Source organism: Bradyrhizobium sp. CCBAU 53338, from assembly GCF_015291665.1.
Classification (GTDB): domain Bacteria; phylum Pseudomonadota; class Alphaproteobacteria; order Rhizobiales; family Xanthobacteraceae; genus Bradyrhizobium.
Window position 1 is genome coordinate 7,124,199 of record NZ_CP030048.1, and the last position, 22,250, is coordinate 7,146,448.

16 protein-coding genes are annotated in these 22,250 nt (G+C 64.7%); 7 read left to right on the forward strand and 9 right to left on the reverse strand.

Features of this window, described 5'->3' with window-relative positions; genetic code table 11:
- Positions 1-29: 29 nt before the first annotated feature.
- The 3 genes from XH90_RS33550 to XH90_RS33560 form a co-directional block, all read right to left on the reverse strand.
- A complete protein-coding gene (locus XH90_RS33550; RefSeq protein ID WP_194478491.1) occupies positions 30-1,220 on the reverse strand; it encodes an ABC transporter substrate-binding protein in 1,191 nt (396 codons plus the stop codon).
- Positions 1,221-1,382: 162 nt separating this feature from the next.
- Positions 1,383-4,541, reverse strand: coding sequence for an efflux RND transporter permease subunit (locus XH90_RS33555; protein ID WP_194478492.1), 3,159 nt, complete (start codon positions 4,539-4,541; stop codon positions 1,383-1,385).
- A complete protein-coding gene (locus XH90_RS33560) occupies positions 4,538-5,755 on the reverse strand; it encodes an efflux RND transporter periplasmic adaptor subunit (RefSeq protein ID WP_194478493.1) in 1,218 nt (405 codons plus the stop codon). Before XH90_RS33560 ends, XH90_RS33555 begins: the two co-directional genes overlap by 4 nt.
- A gap of 285 nt (positions 5,756-6,040) precedes the next feature.
- On the opposite strand from XH90_RS33560, the gene XH90_RS33565 reads away from it, so the two are divergent.
- From XH90_RS33565 to XH90_RS33595, 7 genes are all read left to right on the forward strand, one after another.
- Positions 6,041-7,195: an iron-containing alcohol dehydrogenase gene (locus XH90_RS33565; RefSeq protein WP_194478494.1), complete on the forward strand. Its 1,155-nt coding sequence runs from the start codon at positions 6,041-6,043 to the stop codon at positions 7,193-7,195.
- 19 nt (positions 7,196-7,214) lie between these two features.
- The gene (locus XH90_RS33570) at positions 7,215-8,765 is read left to right on the forward strand and encodes an AMP-binding protein (protein ID WP_194478495.1); all 1,551 of its coding nucleotides are present in this window, start codon (positions 7,215-7,217) and stop codon (positions 8,763-8,765) included.
- Between the two features lie 389 nt (positions 8,766-9,154).
- A complete protein-coding gene (locus tag XH90_RS33575; RefSeq protein ID WP_194478496.1) occupies positions 9,155-10,753 on the forward strand; it encodes an ABC transporter substrate-binding protein in 1,599 nt (532 codons plus the stop codon).
- Positions 10,754-10,793: 40 nt separating this feature from the next.
- Positions 10,794-11,741 (forward strand): ABC transporter permease, encoded by a 948-nt coding sequence (locus XH90_RS33580; protein ID WP_194478497.1) that lies wholly within the window; start codon positions 10,794-10,796, stop codon positions 11,739-11,741.
- A 9-nt stretch (positions 11,742-11,750) separates the two neighbouring features.
- Complete coding sequence (locus tag XH90_RS33585) at positions 11,751-12,644, forward strand: ABC transporter permease (protein ID WP_194478498.1); 894 nt, start codon at positions 11,751-11,753, stop codon at positions 12,642-12,644.
- Positions 12,644-13,651, forward strand: coding sequence for an ABC transporter ATP-binding protein (locus XH90_RS33590; protein ID WP_194478499.1), 1,008 nt, complete (start codon positions 12,644-12,646; stop codon positions 13,649-13,651). The genes XH90_RS33585 and XH90_RS33590 overlap by 1 nt, the downstream gene beginning before the upstream one ends.
- Positions 13,648-14,634: an ABC transporter ATP-binding protein gene (locus XH90_RS33595; RefSeq protein ID WP_194478500.1), complete on the forward strand. Its 987-nt coding sequence runs from the start codon at positions 13,648-13,650 to the stop codon at positions 14,632-14,634. The genes XH90_RS33590 and XH90_RS33595 overlap by 4 nt, the downstream gene beginning before the upstream one ends.
- Before the next feature lie 93 nt (positions 14,635-14,727).
- Here XH90_RS33595 and XH90_RS33600 read toward each other — a convergent pair whose 3' ends face one another.
- From XH90_RS33600 to XH90_RS33625, 6 genes are all read right to left on the reverse strand, one after another.
- A complete protein-coding gene (locus tag XH90_RS33600) occupies positions 14,728-16,704 on the reverse strand; it encodes an acetyl-CoA carboxylase biotin carboxylase subunit (protein WP_194478501.1) in 1,977 nt (658 codons plus the stop codon).
- Positions 16,701-18,317: an acyl-CoA carboxylase subunit beta gene (locus XH90_RS33605; RefSeq protein WP_194478502.1), complete on the reverse strand. Its 1,617-nt coding sequence runs from the start codon at positions 18,315-18,317 to the stop codon at positions 16,701-16,703. The genes XH90_RS33600 and XH90_RS33605 overlap by 4 nt, the downstream gene beginning before the upstream one ends.
- Before the next feature lie 121 nt (positions 18,318-18,438).
- Positions 18,439-19,305, reverse strand: coding sequence for a 3-keto-5-aminohexanoate cleavage protein (locus tag XH90_RS33610; RefSeq protein ID WP_194478503.1), 867 nt, complete (start codon positions 19,303-19,305; stop codon positions 18,439-18,441).
- Between the two features lie 108 nt (positions 19,306-19,413).
- Positions 19,414-20,217: an AraC family transcriptional regulator gene (locus XH90_RS33615; protein WP_194478504.1), complete on the reverse strand. Its 804-nt coding sequence runs from the start codon at positions 20,215-20,217 to the stop codon at positions 19,414-19,416.
- A gap of 207 nt (positions 20,218-20,424) precedes the next feature.
- The gene (locus XH90_RS33620; RefSeq protein WP_194478505.1) at positions 20,425-21,081 is read right to left on the reverse strand and encodes a glutathione S-transferase family protein; all 657 of its coding nucleotides are present in this window, start codon (positions 21,079-21,081) and stop codon (positions 20,425-20,427) included.
- Positions 21,081-22,247, reverse strand: a complete 1,167-nt coding sequence (locus XH90_RS33625; RefSeq protein WP_194478506.1) for an acyl-CoA dehydrogenase family protein — start codon at positions 22,245-22,247, stop codon at positions 21,081-21,083. Before XH90_RS33625 ends, XH90_RS33620 begins: the two co-directional genes overlap by 1 nt.
- Positions 22,248-22,250: the final 3 nt, after the last annotated feature.

Genomic DNA, 22,250 nt, shown 5'->3' on the forward strand with positions numbered 1-22,250 from the left:
GTCCTGGCTTTCGCCAGGACGACAAAGAATCACTTCGTCAGCGGGCAGCCGCTTTCCTTGGCGGTGAAGAAGGCCTTGTCGCCGGGAACGGTTGCGATTTCCTTGTAGTAATCCCACGGCTTCTTCGATTCCGAGGGCTTCTTGACCTCGAACAGATACATGTCGTGGACCATGCGGCCGTTCTCGAGCACCTTGCCCTTGGCGAAGGCGTCGTCGACCGGCAGCTCCTTCAGCTTCCTGGCGACCGCCTCGGTATCCTTGGTGCCGGCGGCCTTCACCGCCTTCAGATAGCTCAGCGTCGCCGAATAGGTGCCGGCGTGGATCATGCTCGGCATCCGCCCGGTACGCTTGAAGAAGCGCTCGGAGAAGGCGCGCGTGGTGTCGTCGTGATCCCAGTAGAAGCCTTCGGTCAGCACCAGGCCTTGCGCCGCCTGGAGGCCCAGACCATGCACCTCGGCGAGCGTCATCAAGAGGCCTGCCAGCTTCTGGCCGCCGGAGACGATGCCGAACTCGGCCGCCTGCTTGATCGAGTTGGTGGTGTCCTGGCCGGCATTGGCGAGCCCGACGATCTTTGCCTTCGAGCTCTGCGCCTGCAGCAGGAAGGACGAGAAGTCGGAGGAGTTGAGCGGCACGCGGACCGAGCCCACCACCTTGCCGCCATTGGCGGTGACGATCTCGCTGGTGTCCTTTTCCAGCGCATAGCCGAAGGCATAGTCCGCGGTGAGGAAGAACCAGCTGTCGCCGCCGGCCTTGGTCAGCGCGCCGCCGGTGCCGACCGCGAGCGCATGGGTGTCGAACGCCCAGTGGAAGCCGTAGGGCGAACACGCGGAGCCGGTGATGCTCGACGTGGCCGCGCCGACCACGATGTCGATCTTCTTCTTTTCCTTCGACAGGTCCTGCACGGCGAGCGCCACCGACGACGTCGTCAGCTCCGTGATCATGTCGACATTGTCGGCGTCATACCAGCGGCGTGCGATGGAAGTGGCGAGATCAGGCTTGTTCTGGTGGTCGGCGGTGATCATCTCGATCTTCTGGCCCAGCACCTCGCCGCCAAAATCCTCGATCGCCATCTTGGCCGCTTCGACCGAATACTTGCCGCCGTAATCGGCATAGACGCCGGACTGATCGTTGAGAATGCCGATCTTGACCCCTTGCGCGGAGGCCGGCGTGGCCAGCAGCAAAGCCGACGTCGCGACAGCGGCCAAAAGTGCTGATTTCATTTATGATCTCCCAGCATTGTTCTGTTTTGAAATCGCGCCGAGTGTAATGAAGAACCCCGGCCGCGCCCATCCATTTCATGATGCTCGTCAGCACGGAGGTGGTGCGGCATTATGCGCCGTCGTTCGGGCGATGTGGGCACGCCGACGGGCATAGAGGCAGCCTCAAGCCGCCGCCTCCGGCTTCTTCTCGTTCCGTCCTTCCGCCAGGTTCCGCACCACCACATAGAAGATCGGCGTGAACAGCAGGCCGAACAGCGTGACGCCGATCATGCCGAAGAACACGGCGACGCCGACGGCCTGGCGCATCTCGGAGCCCGAGCCGGACGAGATCACCAGCGGCAGCACGCCGAGGATGAAGGCGAAGGACGTCATCAGGATCGGCCGCAGCCGCAATCGGCAGGCCTCGATCACGGCCTCAAGCCTTGGCTTGCCTTCCTTCTCGATGTCGCGGGCGAACTCGACGATCAGGATCGCGTTTTTCGCCGCGAGCCCGACCAGCACGACGAAGCCGATCTGGGTGAGGATGTTGACGTCCTGCCCCATGATGCGAACGCCGATCGTGGCAGCCAGCAGGCACATCGGCACGATCAGGATTACCGCGAACGGCAAGGTCCAGCTGCCATATTGCGCGGCGAGCACGAGATACACGAACAGCACGCAGATCGGGAACACATAGAGGCCGGCATTGCCGCCGGTGACCTGCTGGTATGACAGGTCGGTCCATTCGAAGGTGAAGCCGCTCGGCAGGGTGTCGTCCGCCAGCTTCTTGATGGTGTTCAGCGCGGTGGTCGAGCTCGTGCCCGGCGCCGGCTCACCCTGCAATTCGGACGCCGCGTAGAGATTGTAGCGGGCGACGCGATCGGGGCCCGAGACGTCCCTGAAGTCGACCACGCTGCCGAGCATCACCATGTCGCCCGAGGCGTTGCGCGTGCGCAGCCGCGCCAGATCGCTTGGTTCCTTCCGGAACGGGAAATCAGCCTGCGCAGTGACGTGATAGGTGCGACCGAACAGGTTGAAGTCGTTGACATAGGTCGATCCGAAATAGGTCTGGATCGTGTCGTTGATGTTCGAGATGGGAACGCCGAGCTTCTGCGCCTTGGTGCGGTCGATGTCGACGAAGAGCTGCGGCGTGTTGGCCGAGAACGGCGAGAACACCGAGGTCAGGTTCGGCGATTTTCGCGCGGCAGCGACGAGCTCGTCGGTCGCGGACGCCAGCAGCTCCGGCCCGCGGCCCTGGCGGTCCTGGATGCGGATAGCGAAGCCGCCGCCGGTGCCGATGCCGGGCACGGCCGGCGGCGGAATCACGATGATGAACGCGCCCTGGATCGCGGCGAGCCGCTTGCGCAGCTCGGCCGTGATGGCGTTCGCCGTCAGCCCCTTCTTCAACCGCGCCTCGGGCTCGTCGAACACGGGAAATAGCGCGGCCGCATTGCCCGCCTGCGTGCGCGTCGCGCCCGAGAAGCCGGCGAAGGCTGCGACGCGGATGATGCCCGGCGTATCCAGCGAGATCCGCTCGATCTCGCGCACGATTTCGGTCGTCCGCGCCAGCGATGCAGCCCCCGGCAATTGCACCGATACGATGACGTAGCCGCGGTCCTGCGCGGGGATGAAGCCCTGCGGCGTGGTCCCGATCAACCAGCCGGCGCTGCCGATCAGCACGACATAGATCAGGATCATCACCACCGAATGCCGGATCACGAAATTGGCGACGCCGGCATAGCCGTGCGCCAGCCGGTCAAACACACGGTTGAAGGCGCCGGTGAAGGCACCCCACGCCCGCGCGATCAGATTCCAGGCGGCGGGTGGCCGCTTCGCTTCGTGGGGCGTGAGGATCTGCGAGGCCAGCGCCGGCGAGAGCGTCAGCGAGCAGAAGCAGGAGATGGCGGTCGCCACGGCAATCGTGACGGCGAATTGCTGGAAGAACTGCCCGGATATGCCGCCGAGGAACGCTGTCGGCACGAACACCGCACACAGCACCAGCGCAATCGAGACCAGCGCGCCACCGACCTCCTCCATGGTCTTCAACGCGGCGTCGCGCCGACTGAGGCCATGCTCAAGATGCCTCTCGACATTCTCGACCACGACGATGGCATCGTCGACGACGATGCCGACGGCGAGTACGAGTCCGAACAGCGTGAGATTGTTGATGGAGAAGCCGAGCGCCGCCATCACCGCGAAGGTGCCGACCAGCGAGACCGGGATCGCGATGATCGGGATGATCGCCGGCCGCCAGCCTTGCAGGAACACCAGGACGACGACGACCACGAGCAGCATGGCCTCATAGATGGTCTTGATCAGCTCGTGGACGGACTGGGCGATGAACTCGGTCGGGTTGTAGCCGATATTGTAGTCGAGGCCCTTCGGGAAGCTCTGCTTGAGCCGCGTCATGGTGTCGGAGATGTTCTTCGCGGTGGCGAGCGCGTTCGACCCCGGCCGCTGCGTCACCAGCATGGCGACCGCCGATTTGCGCAAGAGGAAGCTGTTGGTCGAATAGGCGAGCGCGCCGAGCTCGATGCGAGCCACGTCGCGCAGGCGCACCGTGCGGCCGTCCGAGCCGGCCTTGATCAGGATGTCTTCGAACTGCTTCTGGTCCTTCAACCGTCCCGTGAAAACGAGGTTCGGCTGGAAGGCGCGGTCGGCGATTGGTGGTTCGGCGATCTGGCCGCCGGCGATCTGCACGTTCTGGGCGCGGATCGCGGCCAGTACCTCGGCCGAGGTCAGGCCGAGATTGGCGATGCGGTCGGGATCGAGCCAGAGCCGCATCGAATAGTCGCGCGCACCGAAGATCTGGATGTCGCCGACGCCGTCGATGCGCAGCAGCTGGTCGCGGACCTGGAGCAGCGAGTAGTTGGAGATATAGAGCTGGTCGAACGTGTCGTCCGGCGACAGCATGAACACGACCATCAGGATGTCGGGCGAGTTCTTGCGGGTGACGACGCCGTTGCGCTGCACTTCGTCCGGTAGCTGCGGCTGCGCGATGGCAACACGGTTCTGGACCAGCACCTGCGCCTTGTCGAGATCGGTGCCGAGCTTGAAGGTGACGGTGATGGTGAGCTGGCCGTTCGACGTGGCCTGGCTGTAGAGATACAGCATGTCCTCGACGCCGTTGATCTGCTGCTCGATCGGAGCGGCAACGGTGTCGGACACGGTTTGCGCCGAGGCGCCCGGATATTGCGTGGTGACGACGACGGTCGGCGGCACCACTTGCGGATATTCGGAGATCGGCAGCGTCGAATAAGCGAGCGCGCCGACGATCAGGAGCACGATCGACAGCACCATCGCAAGAATGGGCTGGTTGATGGAGAGACGGCCAAGATTCATGACTTGTCACCAGCCTTGCCACCGGCCGGCGCTGGAGCGGTCTGCGGAGCGACCTTGGCGCCGACGCGGGCGCGCTGGATACCATTGACGATGACGCGGTCCTCCGCCTTCAACCCTTCGCGGATCACGCGCAGGCCGTCATCGAGCGGCCCGAGCACCACGGGGCGCGCCTCGACGGTGTCGTCAGGCTTCACCACGAACACGATCTTGCGCGACTGGTCGGTCGCAACAGCGGCATCCGGGATCAGCAGCGCCTCGTAGGGCGCGCTGCCGATCAGGCGGACGCGGCCGAACTGGCCGGGCAGGATCGACAGATCGGTATTCTTGACCACGGCACGGCTGCGCAGCGTACCGGTGGAGACATCGAGGCGGTTGTCGAGGAAGTTGATGGCACCGTCATGCGACGGCTTGGTTTCGCCGGCGAGCGTCACCTGCACCGGGTTCGCCGTGTCGCGCGAGCTCGGGCGCTTACCTTCGAACCACAGCTTGCTGTATTTGATGAAGGTGGTCTCATCCATGTCGAAATAGATGTAGATCGGGTCCATCGTCACGATCGAGGTCAGCAAGGTCGAGGAGCCGTTGTCACTGCCTTGCACGAGATTGCCCGGGCTGACGAGATGGCGGCTGACGCGGCCGGTGATCGGCGCGGTCACATGCGTGAATTCGATGTTGAGCTGGGCGGCCTTCAGCGCGCCCTCGGCCTGGGTCTCGGCGGCGTGCGCGGCCTGCAAGGCTTGCCGGCGCTGGTCGACGACCTGCTCGGAAACCGCGCTGGTCTGCACCAGGTTCAGGCCGCGATCGAGCTCCCGCTTGGCGAGTTCCACCTTGGCGCGGGCGTCGGACAGCTGGCCGTCCGCCTGCTCGGCCACGGCCTCGAACGGACGCGGGTCGATAACATAGAGCAGGTCGCCCTGATGCACGATGGCGCCGTCCTGGAATTCGACCGAGTTGACGAAGCCGCCGACGCGGGGACGTACCTGCACCTCTTCGACCGCTTCGAAGCGGCCGGTGTACTCATCCCAATCGGTGACGGTGCGCTTGACCGGCTGGGCGACGGTCACCGGCGGAGGCGGCGGCGCAGCAGCCTGCGAGGCCGGTTGACCGCAACCGCTGAGCGCGAATGCCGCGACGAAAAGGCCGGCCATGGCGTAAGGCCTGATCTGAACGAAATCGTGCGTTTTGACAAATTGCTCGCTTCCGTCCGGTCCACTCATCCCAGGTCCTCGCATGAAAGCCGCGGAAAATGCAGGGTAGTCACCTACCCGCGGGCGCCACAAGATGGGTGGCGATGATGAAATCTTCAAGACCATGTCACGCGCAATGCTTCGGAGAGTGCCCTGGCCGGATGGCGAGTTGACACGCGATCTCTTCGTCTCTCCCCGCTTGCGGGGAGAGGGAGACGAGAGAGCGGAGACCCAGCGTCTTCGCACATGACGGATGCCGGCCGCTCGGCTAGATTGGCCTTACAAAACAAGACGAATTGTCCGGGGAGGACGCGAGTGCATCAGGGACGTGTCGTTTACGGCGCGATCGAGGAGGTCGTGTTCGGCCATCCGGCGGCTGAGGCCGTCGTCGCGCAGATGGACCGGCTGGGGACTCGCCGCGCCTTCCTGATGGTCTCGGGCACGCTGAACCGAGAGACCGACGAAATCGCGAAAATCGTAAAGGCGCTCGGGCCGCTCTGCGTCGGGCTGTTCGATGCGATGCCCGCGCACACGCCGCGCGAGGCGGTGATCGCGGCCGCCAATGCCGCGCGTGAGGCCGGCGCCGATTTGATCGTCACCGTGGGCGGCGGCTCGATCACCGACGGCGCCAAGGCGGTGCAACTCTGCCTTGCCAACGGCATCGACGATATCGGCGGCATCGACCGCATCCGCGTGCACAAGGGCGTCGCACCCGAGATGACGCCGCCAACAGTGCGCCAGGTCAGCGTGCCGACCACGATTGCCGGCGGCGAATTCTCGTCGATTGCCGGCGTTACCGACCGCGGCACGAATGTGAAGCAGATGCTGCGGCATCCACTGGCCGTGCCGCGGGCGACCATCCTCGACCCTGCCATCACCGTTCACACGCCGGAATGGCTGTTTCTCTCCACCGGCATCCGCGCCATCGACCATTGCGTCGAGGCGATCTGCTCGCGCGAGACCCATCCCTATGCCGACGCGCAGTCGGTGAAAGGGCTCGCGATGCTCGCCGACGCCCTGCCGCGCGTGAAAGCCGATCCGAGGGATCTCGATGCACGCATGGATGCGCAGATCGGCACCTGGCTGTCGATGGGCGCTCTCGCGGCCGGCGTGCCGATGGGCGCGAGCCACGGCATCGGTTACGTGCTGGGCGCGGCCTTCGGCGTGCCGCACGGCTACACCTCCTGCATCATGCTGCCGGCGGTGATGCGCTGGAATGCGAGCGCCAATGCCGAGCGGCAGATGATCGTCGCCGCCGCAATGGGTTTTCCCGGCCATAACGCCGCCGACGTGCTCGATGCCTTCATTCGATCGCTCGGCATGCCGCGGAGCCTCACTGACGTGCGCGTCGCGCCCGAGCATTTCGATGCGATCGCCGAGCAGGCGATGCGCACCAACTGGATTCCGCGCAATCCGCGCAGGATCGAAAATCCTGTGCAGATACGCGAAATCCTCGATCTCGCCGCATGACATTTAGCCCGGAGGATTGATGTACCCAGGTCTGCATGCCCGCCTGCGCCCGCTCCAGCCCGCCTTCATCATGGCGGCGACGGGCGAGGCCGTCACCTATCGCGAGCTGGACGCGCGCAGCAACAGGCTCGCGCATCTGTTCCGCAAGCATGGATTGAACCGGCTCGATCACTACTCGATCTTCATGGAGAACAACTCACGCTATCTCGAAGCCTGCGGCGCGGGCGAGCGGTCGGGGCTGTACTACACCTGCATCAACTCCTTCCTGACGCCGGGCGAGCTCGCCTATCTCCTCGTCAACAGCCAGTCGAAGATCTTGATCACCTCGGTGGCAAAGCTCGACATCGCGCGCGAGGCAATCCAGGCCTGCCCTGACGTCAAGCTCTGCATCGTCGCCGACGGCCCCGGCGAGAGCGACCGCATCGTGGGACTGGCCGACGTCACGGCTGATATGCCGAAGACTCCAGTCGCGGACGAATGGCTGGGCACCGCCATGCTGTATTCCTCCGGCACGACCGGACGACCGAAAGGCATCTTGCGGCCGCTGCCGGAGGAGCCGCCGAAGCACAATCTGCCGCTGTTCGATTTCCTCACCGGACTTTGGCACTACCGCGAGGGCATGGTCTATCTGTCGCCGGCACCGCTCTATCACTCGGCGCCGCAGGCCGCGGTCAATCTCACGATCCGCATGGGCGGCACCGTGGTCATCATGGAGACGTTCGATCCGGAACGTTACCTCCAGCTCGTGCAACAATGGGGCATCACGCACACCCAGCTGGTGCCGACGATGTTCTCCCGCATGCTCAAGCTGCCCGAGGAGGTGCGTCAGCGTTACGACCTGTCATCGCTCGAGATCGCGATCCATGCCGCCGCGCCCTGCCCGGCGCTGGTCAAGGACGACATGATCAAATGGTGGGGGCCGATCATCCACGAATATTACGGTGCCACCGAAGGGCTCGGCTTTACCGCCTGCAACAGCGAGGAATGGCTCAGCCATCGCGGCACCGTCGGCAAGGTGCTGCTCGGCGACCTGCACATTCTCGACGAGAACATGCAGCCGTGCCCGATCGGCACGCCCGGCCAGGTCTGGTTCAAGACCGGATCGCCGTTCGAGTATTTCAACGACCCCGAGAAGACCAGGGAGGCACGCTCGGCCGATGGCAGCATGAGCACGGTCGGCGACGTCGGCTATGTCGACGCGGACCGCTTCCTGTACCTGACCGATCGTGCCACCTTCATGATCATCTCCGGCGGCGTGAACATCTATCCGCAGGAATGCGAGAATCTGCTGATCACCCATCCGAAGGTCGCGGATGCCGCGGTGTTCGGCGTGCCCAATGCCGATCTTGGTGAAGAAGTGAAGGCCGTGGTGCAGCCGATGCCGGGCGTGATGCCGGGCGAAGCGCTCGCCGCAGAGCTGATCGCCTTCTGCGGGGCCTCGCTGTCGCGGCAAAAGGTGCCGCGTTCGGTCGATTTCGAGAAGGAATTGCCGCGCCTGCCGACCGGGAAACTCTACAAGCGGCTTCTGCGGGACCGGTACTGGGGCAACAAGACGTCGCGGATCGTGTGAGAGCCTCCGTAGTGTGCGCAGGCAGCGCCACAAACTCAGCCGTCGTCCCGGGGCGCGACGCATTCGCGAGCCCGGGACCCATCACCACAGGGAGGAGTCGCAGCGCGAGCAGGCAACTCCGGGTCTTCGTCAAATCCAATCCTGTGGTTATGGATCCCGGATCGGGGACGACGGCGGAGATTGGCGATGCGGCTGCGCACAACATCGGCGCAGGAACCGTCTCTTCGCACCTGCACTCTCACATTGTGAAAGTGTGAAGCTCCTGCGGCGTTACGTCATCCAAAGTGCCAAGGCCCCAAAGCGCGTTGGCCGGTTGCCTCCGTCCATGCGGCTCGGCTATCGTTGGGTCAAACAGGCCGTAAACGGCCGATGTCCAGGGAGGACCGAGGATGCGGAGCGTATGGGCGCTCGCCGCGACGGCGGCGCTATCTTTGCTGGCAATTTCGTCGACGACATTCGCCGGAGAGCCGAAACCGGGCGGGATCCTGCGGATGTATCACCGCGACAGCCCCGCCAATGCGTCCATCCTCGAAGGGGCGACCTATTCGGTCAACGTGCCCTTCATGGGGATATTCAACAATCTCGTCATCTACGATCAGCACATCGCGCAGAACAGTCCCGACACCCTCAGGCCTGAGCTGGCGGAGAGCTGGTCCTGGAGCGGCGACAACAAGAAACTGACGTTCAAACTCCGCCAGGGCGTCAAATGGCACGACGGCAAGCCGTTCACATCGGCCGACGTCAAGTGCACGTTCGATCTGCTCATGGGCAAGTCGCAGCAGAAACTGCGGCAGAATCCGCGCAAGGCCTGGTACAGCGAAGTCGACGACGTCACGCCCAACGGCGACTTCGAGGTCTCCTTCAACCTGAAGCGACCGCAACCCTCGCTGCTGGCGATGCTCGCCTCCGGCTATACGCCGATCTATCCCTGCCACGTCTCGCCTGCGGACATGCGCACCCATCCGATCGGAACCGGCCCGTTCAAATTCGTCGAGTTCAAGGCCAATGAATCGATCAAGCTGACGCGAAATCCGGACTACTGGAAGAAGGGCCGGCCCTATCTCGACGGCATCGAATACACCATCATCCCGAACCGCTCGACCGCGATTCTCGCCTTCGTTGCCGGGAAATTCGATATGACCTTTCCGACGCATATCACCATCCCGCTCCTGAAGGACATCAAGTCGCAGGCGCCGAACGCGGTCTGCGTCGTCGAACCGACCAACGTTTCGACCAACATCATCGTCAATTCGAGCTCCCCGCCGTTCGACAACATCGATATCCGTCGTGCGATGTCGCTGGCACTCGACCGCAAGGCCTTCGTCGACATCCTGTTCGAAGGCCAGGCCGACATCGGCGGCACCATGCTGCCACCTCCGCAGGGCATCTGGGGCATGCCCAAGGACAAGCTCGAAACCATCCCGGGCTATGGTCCGGACGTGAAAGCGAATCGCGAGGAGGCGAAGAAGCTGATGCAGAAGGCAGGCTACGGCCCCGACAAGCATCTCGCCGTGAAGATATCGACGCGCAATCTCGCGGAATATCGCGATCCCGCGGTGATCCTGATCGACCAGCTCAAGAGCATCTATATCGACGGCGAACTCGATGTCGTGGAGACCGCAAACTGGTTCCCGAAAGTCGCGCGCAAGGACTATATGCTCGGCCTCAATTTGACCGGCAATTCGGTCGACGATCCGGACCAGTCCTTCTACGAGAACTATTCCTGCGGCTCGGAGCGGAACTACACCAACTACTGCAACAAGGAGATCGAGAAGCTGTTCGACGCGCAGTCGCAGGAGATCGACGTCGGCAAGCGCAAGCAAATGGTCTGGGACATCGACAAGAAGCTGCAGGAGGACGTCGCCCGCCCCATCATCTTCCATGCGCGCGCCGGAACCTGCTGGCAGCCCTATGTCAAGGGGATCACCATCATGTCGAACAGCTCTTACAACGGATTTCGCTACGAGGACGTGTGGCTCGACAAATAGTGCGACGGGCTGAAGACTAGCAGCTTGCGGAGGGCGCAGGATGTTTGCCTATCTGGTACGGCGCCTGTTCCTGATGCTCGTGACCCTGTTCGGGATCTCGATCGTCATCTTCTTCCTGTTGCGCATCGTCCCCGGCAACATCGTCGACATCCTGTTCGCCGCAGCCGGCTATGTCGACCCCGCCGACAAGGCCAATCTGGAGAAGGAGCTCGGCATCGACCAGCCGCTGATCATGCAATACTGGCACTGGATCAGCGGCTTTCTGCGCGGCGATTTTGGCTACTCCTACGTCTCCGAGAAGCCGGCGCTGCAGGAGATTTTGCCGCGGATTCCGATCACCGCACGGCTCGCCGGGCTGGCGCTGCTGTTCTCGGCTTCGATCGGCATTCCGCTCGGCGTCATCAGCGCGGTGAAGCAGGGGTCGCGGATCGACTACGCGTTGCGTGTGGTGAGCCTGAGCGGATTGTCCCTGCCCTCGTTCTGGCTCGGCCTTCTGGTTCTGACCGCATCGGTCGCAATGTTCGGACAGATGCCGATCTTCAATCCCAATCCGCAGAGTTTTGGCGAGGCATTCGCGACCTATTGCATCCCGGCGATGGTGGTCGGCTTCCGCAGTTCGGCGCTGACGATGCGCATCACGCGCTCGTCCATGCTGGAGGTGCTGAGGCAGGACTATATCCGCACCGCGCGCGCCAAGGGCGCCTCTGACGCCGCGGTGAACTATCACCATGCGCTGAAGAACGCGATCCTGCCCGTCATCACCGTGATCGGCATCGAGGCGGCGTTCCTGATCGGCGGCCTCATTGTCACCGAGACGGTGTTCAACATCCCCGGCGTCGCCCGCTTCCTGGTCGAGGCGATCCGCTGGCGCGATTATCCGATCGTGCAAAATCTCGTGATGTTCATCGCCATCGTCGTGGTGTTCGCGAACTTCACCGTCGACATGCTGTACGCGGTGTTCGACCCGCGTATCCGGTACACGGACTAGGAGATTAGCTTGGCCGCGATCGACTTTGACGTTGAACTCAGGCGGGCCGGCGCGCATGCGACCGGCGGCTGGCGGCGCGTGCTGTTTCTGGCGCAGCGGCACGTGCTGGGCGCGGTCGGGCTCACCATCATGACGTTGTTCGTGCTGACGGCGATCTTCGCCGACTTCATCGCACGCTACGACCCGCTGAGCGTCGATTCCGCCCACGCGCTGATGCGGCCGAGTCTCGCGCACTGGATGGGCACGGATTCCTTCGGCCGCGACGTGTTCAGCCGCATCATCCACGGCTCGCGGATTTCGCTCGCGGTCGGGATCGGCTCGACCGCGCTCGGCGGCACCATCGGCGTGATCGTCGGGCTCACTTCGGGCTATCTGTCCGGCTGGATCGATCTCGTGTTCCAGCGCGTCTCCGACGTCCTGCAGGCACTGCCGCTGCTGGTGCTGGCCCTGATCATGACGGCCGCGCTCGGCCCGTCGCTGCCGAACGTGATCCTCGCCATCGCCATTCCGCTGATCCCCACCGTGTCCCGCGTCACCCGAGCCAACACACTGGCGCTGCGCGAGCAACCGTTCGTCGAGGCAGCGAAATCGGTCGGCATGAGTGAGGTTCGAATCGCGCTGCGCCACGTGCTGCCGAACACGCTGGCACCGCTGATCGTGCTCGCGACCGCGCAGCTCGGCTCGACGATCCTCACCGAAGCCTCGCTCTCCTTCCTCGGCCTCGGCATCCCCGAGCCATATCCGTCGTGGGGCCGCATGCTCTCCGAGTCCGCCGCCGAATATGTCCGCACCGCGCCGTGGCTCGTGATCTTCCCTGGCATCGCGATCAGCCTCGCCGTGTTCGGCGCAAACCTGTTCGGCGACGCCCTGCGCGACATCCTCGATCCCCGGCAGCGCGGCTGATGGCTGACACCTCCGATCTCGTCCTCGAAGTGAAGAACCTGAAGACGGTGTTCTTCACGAACTCCGGCCTGTTCAAGGCGGTGGATGACGTCTCCTTCACCGTCGGCCACGGCGAGACGCTGGCGATCGTCGGCGAATCCGGCTGCGGCAAGAGCGTCACCGCGCTGTCCCTGATGCGGCTGGTGCCCGATCCGCCCGGCCGCATCGTCGGCGGCTCCGTTTCGCTCGAAGGCACCGATCTGCTGGCGCTGGACGAAGCGGAGATGCGCAAGATCCGCGGCAATCGCATCTCCATGATCTTCCAGGAGCCGATGACCTCGCTCAATCCGGTGATCCGGATCGGCGACCAAATCGTCGAGGCGGTGCGGCTGCATCGGAACCTGACGGCCAGGGAGGCGCACGACGTCGCGGTGGAGATGCTGCGGCTGGTGCGCATCCCCGAGCCGGCGCGGCGCGCGCGCGAATATCCGCACCAGCTCTCCGGCGGCATGCGCCAGCGCGCGATGATCGCGATGGCGCTGGCGTGCAGGCCGGCGCTGCTGATCGCGGACGAGCCGACCACCGCGCTCGACGTCACCATTCAGGCGCAGATCCTGGCGCTGATCCTCGATCTCCAGAAGGAGCTCGGCACCGGCCTCGTGCTGATCACCCACGATCTCGGCGTCGTCGCGCAGACCGCGCAGCGCGTGATCGTGATGTATGCGGGACGGAAGGTGGAGGAAGCCAGCGTCGAGGCGCTGTTTGCTTCGCCGAAGCATCCCTATACGCGCGGGCTAATGGCCTCGATTCCGGCCGTGCCGGCGTCGGGCGTCGCGCCACAGGAGCGGCTGAACGAAATTCCCGGCACCGTGCCATCGCTGGTCCGGCTGCCCAAGGGCTGTGCCTTCGCGCCGCGCTGCAAGCTCGCGGTGAAGCGCTGCGAGGCCGAATATCCGCCGCTGGCCGATTGGGGCGGCGGCCATCTCGCCGCCTGCTGGCGTGCGGCCGAAGTTGCGGAGGTGGCATGACCAGGGCGCTGCTCGAAGTCACCGACCTCAAGAAACATTACCCGGTGCGCGCTGGCGTGCTGCGCCGGCAGGTCGGCACCGTTCACTCGGTCGACGGCGTCTCGTTCTCCCTTGGTGCCGGCGAGACGCTCGGCCTCGTCGGCGAGTCCGGCTGCGGCAAGTCGACGGTGGCGCGCAGCGTGCTGAGGCTGGTGGAGCCGACCTCGGGCCAGATCCGGCTCGACGGCGAAGACATCACACACCTGTCCAAGACGGCGCTGCGCCCGCATCGCCGCTCGATGCAGATCGTGTTCCAGGATCCGTTCGCCTCGCTCAATCCGCGCATGACCGCCGGCGATATCGTCGGTGAGCCGATCGCGGTCCACGGTCTCGCCACCGGCAAGGCGCTGGAGGCACGCGTCGCAAGACTGTTCGAGCAAGTCGGCCTGCGGCCCGACCAGATGCGCAATTTTCCACATCAATTCTCCGGCGGGCAGCGCCAGCGCATCTGCATCGCGCGGGCGCTCGCGCTGGAGCCGCGCCTGATCGTCTGCGACGAGCCGGTCTCCGCGCTCGACGTGTCGATCCAGGCGCAGGTCATCAATCTGCTGATCGATTTGCAGAAGCAGCATGGCTTCTCCTATCTCTTCATCGCGCACGACCTCGCCGTGGTCGCCCATATCAGCCACCGCGTCGCGGTGATGTATCTCGGCCGCATCGTCGAGATCGCCGACAAGGACGAGCTGTTCCGCAACCCGCGTCATCCCTACACCCAGGCCCTGCTCGCCTCGGTGCCGATCGCCAACCCGCTCGCGAAGAAGCTCGCGCCGCTGGTGGACGGCGACGTGCCGAGCCCGGTCAATCCGCCACCCGGCTGCGCGTTTCACACGCGTTGCCGATTCGCGATGGAGCGATGCAAGGCGGAGCGGCCCGCGCTGCTGGATGCCGGCGATGGGCATCAGGTGGCGTGCCTGCTCAATGACGGGACGGGCCGGGGCCAGTGATTCCGCCGTCATTGCGAGCGCGGCGAAACAATCCAGACTGCCTCTGCGGGCGGATTTCTGGATTGCTTCGTCGCAATGACGGAGCTAGCCGCGCTACCTCGCCTCGATCTCCGCGACGATCCTACCCGTGGTCACCTGCTCGCCTTCGGCGACATCGATCGCCGCCACTACACCGTCGATGCCGGCCTTGTGGACGTGCTCCATCTTCATCGCTTCCAGCGTCAGCACCGGCTGGCCTGATGTGACGCGATCGCCCGGCTTGACCAGCACGGCGACGACACGGCCGTTCATGGCGGCGCGAACCTTGCCGTCGCCTCCATTGCTTGCGGCCGCCTTCGGTGCAGCGAGCGTGAGATCGGTGACCGCGAGCGGGATGCCGCGATGCTGGACGTAGAGCCGGTCGCCATCGCGCAGGAACTTTGCGCTGTCCATGACGCCGTCGTGGCGGAAGCGAATCGCGTCAGCGTCGAGCTGGTCGATCTCGAACTTGTCCTGGCGGCCGTCAGCGGCGACAATGTAGCTGCCGTCGCGCTCGCGGGTGACTTCGAGCTCGAGCGCCTGGCCTCCAATCTCGATCTTCGCGGGCAGTGGAAACGTTGCCGACAAGCTTCGGCCGTTTCGCCATGACGGCGCGCGCGGGTTGGTGACGTAGAGCAACAGGCCGGCCAACGCGGTGTCGAATGCAGTGTCCGCACGCGGCGCCAGCAGTTCGTCGCGATGCGCGCCGATGAAGGCTGTCGTCGCCTCGCCCTTGGCAAAGCCGGGATGTCGCAGGCACGACATCAGGAACGCCTGGTTGGTGGTCACGCCAAGCGCGGTGAGCCGCTCCAGCCCGACGATGAGCCTTCCCCTGGCCTCCTCCCGCGTGGCACCGTAGCTGATCACCTTGGCGATCATGGAATCGTAGAACGGCGGGATCTCCGTGCCCGATTGCAGCGCGTGCTCGACGCGGATGCCTTCCGGCACTTGCCAGCACGCCATGCGGCCTGACTGCGGCATGAAGTCCTGCGCGGCATCTTCCGAGCAGAGCCGCACCTCGATGGCGTGACCGAAGAACTTGACGTCCTGCTGCTTCACCGGCAGTGGTTCGCCGCGCGCGACGCGCAGTTGCAGCTCGACCAGATCGAGTCCGGTGATCGCCTCGGTGACGGGATGCTCGACCTGGAGACGCGTGTTCATCTCCATGAAGTAGAATTCGCCGTTGGCATCGAGCAGGAATTCCAGCGTGCCGGCGCCCTCATAGCGCAGCGCCTTCACCGCTGCGACCGCGACCTCGCCCATCTTCGCGCGCAGGTCCGGCGTGACCGCGGGCGACGGCGCCTCTTCGATCAGCTTCTGGTGACGCCGCTGCACCGAGCAGTCGCGCTCCCCGAGATGGATGGCGTTGCCGTGGCTGTCGCCGAACACCTGGATCTCGATGTGGCGGGGATTCTGGATCGCGCGTTCGAGAATGACGGTGGGATCGCCGAAGGCCGCCTTCGCTTCCGAGCGCGCGCTGCGCAGGGCATCGCCGAACGATGCGGCATCAGGGACAAGCCGCATGCCGCGACCACCGCCGCCGGCAACCGCCTTGATCATCACCGGGAAGCCGATCTTTTTGGCTTCCGCGAGCATGACCTCATCGCCCTGATCGGCGCCCTGATAACCGGGCACGCAGGGCACACCGGCTTTCTTCATGATCTCCTTGGCACCGGCCTTGTTGCCCATCGCCTCGATTGCCTGCGGCGACGGGCCGATGAAGACGAGGCCGGCATCCTTGCAAGCTTGCGCAAAATCCTCGTTCTCGGCGAGGAAGCCGTAGCCGGGATGCACGGCGTCCGCGCCACTCGCCTTGGCGGCTGCGATGATCGCGGGGATGTTGAGATAGGATTGCGCCGGCAAAGCCTCGCCGATGCGCACGGCCTGGTCGGCCTGCTTGACGTGGAGCGCGTCGCGATCCGCATCCGAATAAACCACGACGACGCCAAGGCCGAGCTGCCGGGCGCTGCGCATCACACGCAGTGCGATCTCGCCGCGATTGGCGACCAGAACCCTGGAGAACGGCCGATGCTGCACTGATCCGTTCCTCATGGCCGGGCAACCGAAAACTGCATACGCTGCGGGGTGCGCGCATCGCCCTCGCGGCAGATCGCGAGCACTTCGGAGAGGACCGCACGGGTGTCGCGCGGATCGATCACACCATCATCGAGCACGCGGGCGCTGGTCGAGAACACGTCCATCTGACCGTCGAACACGCCGACGATCTGCGCCTTCATCGCGTCCAGCTTTTCCTTCTCGACCGGCTTGCCACGGCGTGCGGCTGCGGCCTCGGTCACGATCGCCATGGTCTCGGCCGCCTGCTCGCCGCCCATCACCGCGGTCTTGGCATTGGGCCAGGAGAAGCAGAAGCGTGGATGGAAGCCGCGGCCGCACATGCCGTAATTGCCGGCGCCGAACGAGGCCCCGCAATAGATGGTGATCTGAGGCACCGTCGCCGAAGTCACCGCCTGGATCATCTTGGAGCCGTGCTTGATCATGCCGGCTTCTTCATAGGCCTTGCCGACCATGTAACCGGTGGTGTTGTTGAGATAGAGGATCGGCGTGCGGGTCTGGCAGCAGGCCTGGATGAAATGCGTCGCCTTGTTGGCGCCGGCGGGATCGAGCGGTCCGTTGTTGGTGATGATGCCGATCGCCTGGCCCTCGATGCGGGCATGCCCGCAGACGGTGGCCGGACCGTAGTTCGGGGCCATCTCGGTGAAGTCGGAATCGTCGACGATGCGCGCGATCACCTGCTTCATGTCGACCGGGCGCTTGTGGTCCATCGGCATGATGCCGAGCAGCTCGTCCTGATCGTAGCGCGGCGGCTTGAAGTCCGGCAACTCCCTGCCGGGCCGTTCCCATTCCAGCGCCGCCATGATCTCGCGGGCGATGCGCAGCGCATCGCGATCGTCCTCGGCGAGATAGTCCCCGAGGCCGGACACCTGCGTGTGCATCTCGGCGCCGCCGAGCTCTTCCTCGGTCGCGATCTCGCCGGTTGCAGCCTTCAACAGCGGCGGCCCCGCGAGGAACGCGCGGGTGCGCCCGCGAACCATGACGATGTAGTCGGACAAGCCAGTCTGGTAGGCACCGCCTGCGGTGGACGAGCCGTGCGTGACGGTGACGACGGGCAGGCCAGCCGCGGAGAGCCGCGCAAGATTGCGAAAGATGTTGCCGCCGCGAACGAAGTCCTCGACGCGGTAGCGCAGGAGATTGGCGCCGGCGCTTTCGACGAGCTGGACGTAAGGCAGCTTGTTCTCCAGCGCGAGTTCCTGCACCCGCAGGGTCTTGTCGAGGCCGTAGGGCTGCAGCGCGCCGGCATCGATACCGGAGTCGCTGGCGCTGACCATGCATCGAACACCCGAGACGAAGCCGATGCCGGCGATGACGCCGCCCCCCGGCACGCTCCTGGCCACATCCGACACGTCGAACATGTAGCCGGCGAGCGTGGAGAGCTCGATGAAGGGCGCGCCGGGATCGAGCACCAGCGCGACGCGCTCGCGCGGCAGCAGCTGACCGCGCTTATGGAAGCGGTCCTTTGCGGCCGCCGATGCAGCACGCGTGCGCTCTTCGAGTGACCGCATGCGGTCGATCAGGCCGAGCATGCCGTCACGGTTGGCGTGATAGGCGGCACTGCCGGGGGAAATGGTGTTTTCGAGAATGGACATCAAAGCTCCTACCCGTCATTCCGGGGCGCGCGTAGCGCGAGCCCGGAACCCATACTCCCGATCGTGGTTATGGATTCCGGGCCTGGCCCTTCGGGCCATTCCGGAACGACGGAGTGTGTGACTACCTGTTCGTCCCAAAGATCTTCCGCGCCTCGGCGGGGCTGGCGATTTCGCGGCCGGCGCGGCGGGCGCAGGCGGCGATGGCCTCGATCAACTGGCCGTTCGACGTCACCTTCTTGCCGTCGGCGAGATAGAACGCATCCTCGAGGCCGGTGCGTAAGTGCCCACCGAGCTCGGCACAGCGCTGGTGCAGCGGCCAGATCTCTTCGCGGCCGATCGCGGTGACCTGCCAGTGCGCTTCCAGGCGCTTCAGCTTGATCAGGATCGGCAGCAGCTCGGGATCAGCGGGCATGCCGGAGGCGACGCCCATCACGAAGTTGTACTCGAGCGGACCCTTGTACATGCCGACCTGGTGATACATGCCGACGCAGCGCACGATGCCGACGTCGAAACATTCGAACTCTGGGATGGTGCCGACCGCGTTCATGACGTCGAGATAGTCCTTCACCTTCTCGACCGCGTTGTCGAACATCATCGGCGGCCAGGCCCAGGTGTTGTCGGCCTTGACCTTGAGATAATTCAGCGAGCCGGCGTTGCAGGCGGCGATCTCCGGCCTGGTCTCGCGGATGCAGTCGAGCGCGCCGGAGTAGTTCGGCCCCGACACGCCCGAGGTGTGGTTGATGATGACGCCGGGGCAGGCTTCGCGGATCGCCTGCTGGATCTCCTTGCTGACGCTCACTTCCCAGGACGGCAGATGGCCCTTGTTCGGCGCCTGCTGGCGCAGATGGATGTGCATGATCGACGCGCCCGCATCGAACGCCGCCTTGGCCTCCCGCGCCATCTGCTCGGGCGTCACAGGTACGTTGTGCTGCTTCGGGTCGGTGAGCACGCCGTTCAGCGCGCAGGTGATGACGGCCTTGTCGCTCATGCCAATGATGTCTCGCAACGTTGAGAATTCAACGCCTGCGATCATGTGATGCAGGGCATGCGGCTTCTTGCGCGGAGAAGCTGGGAAAAGCGACGAATCGCGGCCGCGCTATCCCGCCTCCGCGAGCTCCCGCACCGTCTCGCTGCTGCGATAGATCGCAAGGTCGCGCGAGCCGACGAAGATCGCCCGCGGCTTCAATCCATAGAAGCGGCGGATCGAATGGCTGAAATGGGTCGAGTCGGGATAGCCGATGTCCTGCGCGAGATGGGCGAGGTTGAGGTCCTGGTTGGCGAAGTGCAGCAGATGCCGCGCACGCTTCCAGGCGCGGAAGGAGCGGAAGGAGATGCCGGTCTCTTCCTTGAACAGATGCAGGAAGCGCGAGGCCGAGAGGCCCGCTTCGGCGGCACAGGTGTCCGCTGTCACCGGCTCGCCGGAGAAACGCTCGATGCGAGCGACGGCGCGCGTCACGCGCGGGTCGAGCACACGGCGTGGCAGCGCCTCGCCAAAGCACATCTCGTCGAATTCGGCGGTGGCGATGTCGCCGTAGCGGCGCTGCCGCAGCAGCGCGTAAGCCGCGAGGATCTTTCGGGCATACACTGGCCGGTCGGGTCCCATCAGCCGCTGGGCCAGATCTTCCAGCACGCCATCCGGCATGCTTTCGGGCTCGAGCGTCACGCTGATGGCGGTGCGGTAGTCGCTGGCGATGGAGTGCCGCTGGTTTGGCAGGGTGACGAACAGCTCGGCCGTGGCGGGAACGTCGTCGATCGTCATGTGCAGGCTGCCCTTCACTGCGACATAGACGTGGCAGCAACCTGGGGTCCGCTTGCGGGGCCGGCCGAGCAAGCCGGCATAGAAGACCCGCTCCGGCGTGATCAGCATCAGATGGTCGGATTCGCGACCCTTGTCTTCCATCGGGGATCCTCCTCGCGCGGCTCTTTGGCCGCTGCGGACGGAGGTCACCTTAGCGGAAATTTGGGCGCTGTCACGACGGGATAGCGCTGTCATCGCGCGCAAAACATTACCGTTCCGGGACGACCGAAGGGCGGGCGCGGAACCTCGCGCTGCAACTCCTGGATTCCGGGTTCGCGCTATTGCGCGCCCCCGGAATGACAGCCTCCCTTACGCCCTCACCCTTGGCGCAACATTCTGCTCGGTGCCCGCCTTCTGCTCCGCAGCAACCGCGCGGTTGAACCCATCGCGCTGCTGCAAGCGCGCCCAATAGGCCGCGACACCAGGTCCAAAATCCTTGGCGAGACCGATATTTTCCGCGAGGCGGAGTGCATAACCAATGACAATGTCAGCGGCGGTGAACCGGCCGGCGCACAAGGTTTCGGCATTCGCGGTCGCTGCCTCTACTGCGCGCAGCCGCCCCAGGAACCACTTCGCATAGTCGGTGGCGACCTGGGGGTTACGGCGCTCCTCAGGCTCGAGCTGGGTGTAGCGGAGCACCAGCGTTTGCGGGAACGTTAACGTGGCGTCGCTGAAATACATCCAGTTCAGGAAGGCGCCATAGGCGGGATCGTCGGGACCGACCATCAGCGGCGTCGGGCCGTATTTGACGCCGAGATAATGGCAGATGCCTGATGACTCCGTCATCTTGGTCTCGCCGTCGACCATGAAGGGAATCGTGCCGAGCGGATTGAGCGCGAGGTATTCCTTGGCGAAGACGCGCGGCGGGAACGGCAACATCTTCAGCTCATAGGGCAGCCCCATCTCCTCCAGCATCCAGAGCGGACGGAACGAGCGCGCGGCGTCGCAGTGATAGAGCGTGATCATCAGGTCGTCTTCCCCTTGCTGCCGGGCAGCGTACCCATCATCTTGCACAGGACCATCAGCATGACCTCGTCGGCACCACCGCCGATCGAGGTCAGGCGGCTGTCGCGATAGGCGCGGCTGACCGGCGTCTCGTTGGTAAAGCCCATTCCGCCCCAATATTGCAAGCAGGCGTCGGTGAGCTCGCGGCCGAGCCGGCCGGCCTTCAGCTTGGCCATGGTCGCAAGCTTTGTGACGTCCTCGCCGGCGACCAGCTGCTCGGCGGCGCGATAGATCAGCGCGCGCAGCAGCTCGACCTCTGTCTGCATCTCCGCGAGCTTGAAGTGCACGACTTGGTTGTCGAGGATGCTCTGGCCAAAGGCCTTGCGGTTGCGCGTGTACTCGATCGTCTCGTTGATGATGTATTCGTGTGCTTTCAGGCAGGCCGCCGCGCCCCAGAGCCGCTCCTCCTGAAACTGGATCATCTGGTAGGTAAAGCCCTTGCCTTCCTCGCCGATCCGGTTGCGCTTGGGCACGCGGACATTGTCGAAGAAGATCTGCGCGGTGTCCGACGAGCGCATGCCCATCTTGTCGAGCTTGCGCGCCACGTTGACGCCCTTGCTTCTCATGGGGACGCAGATCAGCGATTTGTTGCGATGGACGGGACCATCGCCGGTGTTGGCGAGCAGGCAGATCCAGTCGGCCTGGGTGCCGTTGGTGATCCACATCTTGCCGCCGGTGATGAGGTAGTCGTCGCCGTCGGAGCGGGCGCTGGTCTTGATCGAGGCGACATCTGAGCCCGCGCCGGGTTCGGAGACGCCGATGCAGGCGACATAGTCGCCGGAGATCGAGGGCGCGAGAAATTCGCGCCGCACTTCGTCCGAACCGAACCGCGCCAGCGCCGGCGTCGCCATGTCGGTCTGCACACCGATCGCCATCGGCACGCCGCCGCAGGTGATGGCACCGAGCTCTTCGGCCATCATCAGCGCATAGGAATAGTCGAGGCCGGAGCCGCCGAACTCGACAGGCTTGTTCAGGCCGAGGAAGCCGAGGCTACCCATCTTCTTGAACAGCTCATGCGCCGGGAAGATGTCGGCCTTCTCCCATTCATCGACGTGGGGATTGATCTCGTTGGCGATGAATTTCTGTAAGGAGCGACGAATCTCGTCGTGGTCGCCGGTGAACAGCATTTC

What these genes read in the sequence shown, in the direction of transcription:
- XH90_RS33550 (WP_194478491.1), bottom strand. Translation starts at nt 1,220, where the DNA reads ATGAAATCAGCACTTTTGGCCGCTGTCGCGACGTCGGCTTTGCTGCTG.
- XH90_RS33555 (WP_194478492.1), bottom strand. Translation starts at nt 4,541, where the DNA reads ATGAATCTTGGCCGTCTCTCCATCAACCAGCCCATTCTTGCGATGGTG.
- XH90_RS33560 (WP_194478493.1), bottom strand. Translation starts at nt 5,755, where the DNA reads ATGAGTGGACCGGACGGAAGCGAGCAATTTGTCAAAACGCACGATTTC.
- XH90_RS33570 (WP_194478495.1), top strand. Translation starts at nt 7,215, where the DNA reads ATGTACCCAGGTCTGCATGCCCGCCTGCGCCCGCTCCAGCCCGCCTTC.
- XH90_RS33575 (WP_194478496.1), top strand. Translation starts at nt 9,155, where the DNA reads ATGCGGAGCGTATGGGCGCTCGCCGCGACGGCGGCGCTATCTTTGCTG.
- XH90_RS33580 (WP_194478497.1), top strand. Translation starts at nt 10,794, where the DNA reads ATGTTTGCCTATCTGGTACGGCGCCTGTTCCTGATGCTCGTGACCCTG.
- XH90_RS33590 (WP_194478499.1), top strand. Translation starts at nt 12,644, where the DNA reads ATGGCTGACACCTCCGATCTCGTCCTCGAAGTGAAGAACCTGAAGACG.
- XH90_RS33595 (WP_194478500.1), top strand. Translation starts at nt 13,648, where the DNA reads ATGACCAGGGCGCTGCTCGAAGTCACCGACCTCAAGAAACATTACCCG.
- XH90_RS33600 (WP_194478501.1), bottom strand. Translation starts at nt 16,704, where the DNA reads ATGAGGAACGGATCAGTGCAGCATCGGCCGTTCTCCAGGGTTCTGGTC.
- XH90_RS33605 (WP_194478502.1), bottom strand. Translation starts at nt 18,317, where the DNA reads ATGTCCATTCTCGAAAACACCATTTCCCCCGGCAGTGCCGCCTATCAC.
- XH90_RS33610 (WP_194478503.1), bottom strand. Translation starts at nt 19,305, where the DNA reads ATGAGCGACAAGGCCGTCATCACCTGCGCGCTGAACGGCGTGCTCACC.
- XH90_RS33615 (WP_194478504.1), bottom strand. Translation starts at nt 20,217, where the DNA reads ATGGAAGACAAGGGTCGCGAATCCGACCATCTGATGCTGATCACGCCG.
- XH90_RS33620 (WP_194478505.1), bottom strand. Translation starts at nt 21,081, where the DNA reads ATGATCACGCTCTATCACTGCGACGCCGCGCGCTCGTTCCGTCCGCTC.
- XH90_RS33625 (WP_194478506.1), bottom strand. Translation starts at nt 22,247, where the DNA reads ATGCTGTTCACCGGCGACCACGACGAGATTCGTCGCTCCTTACAGAAA.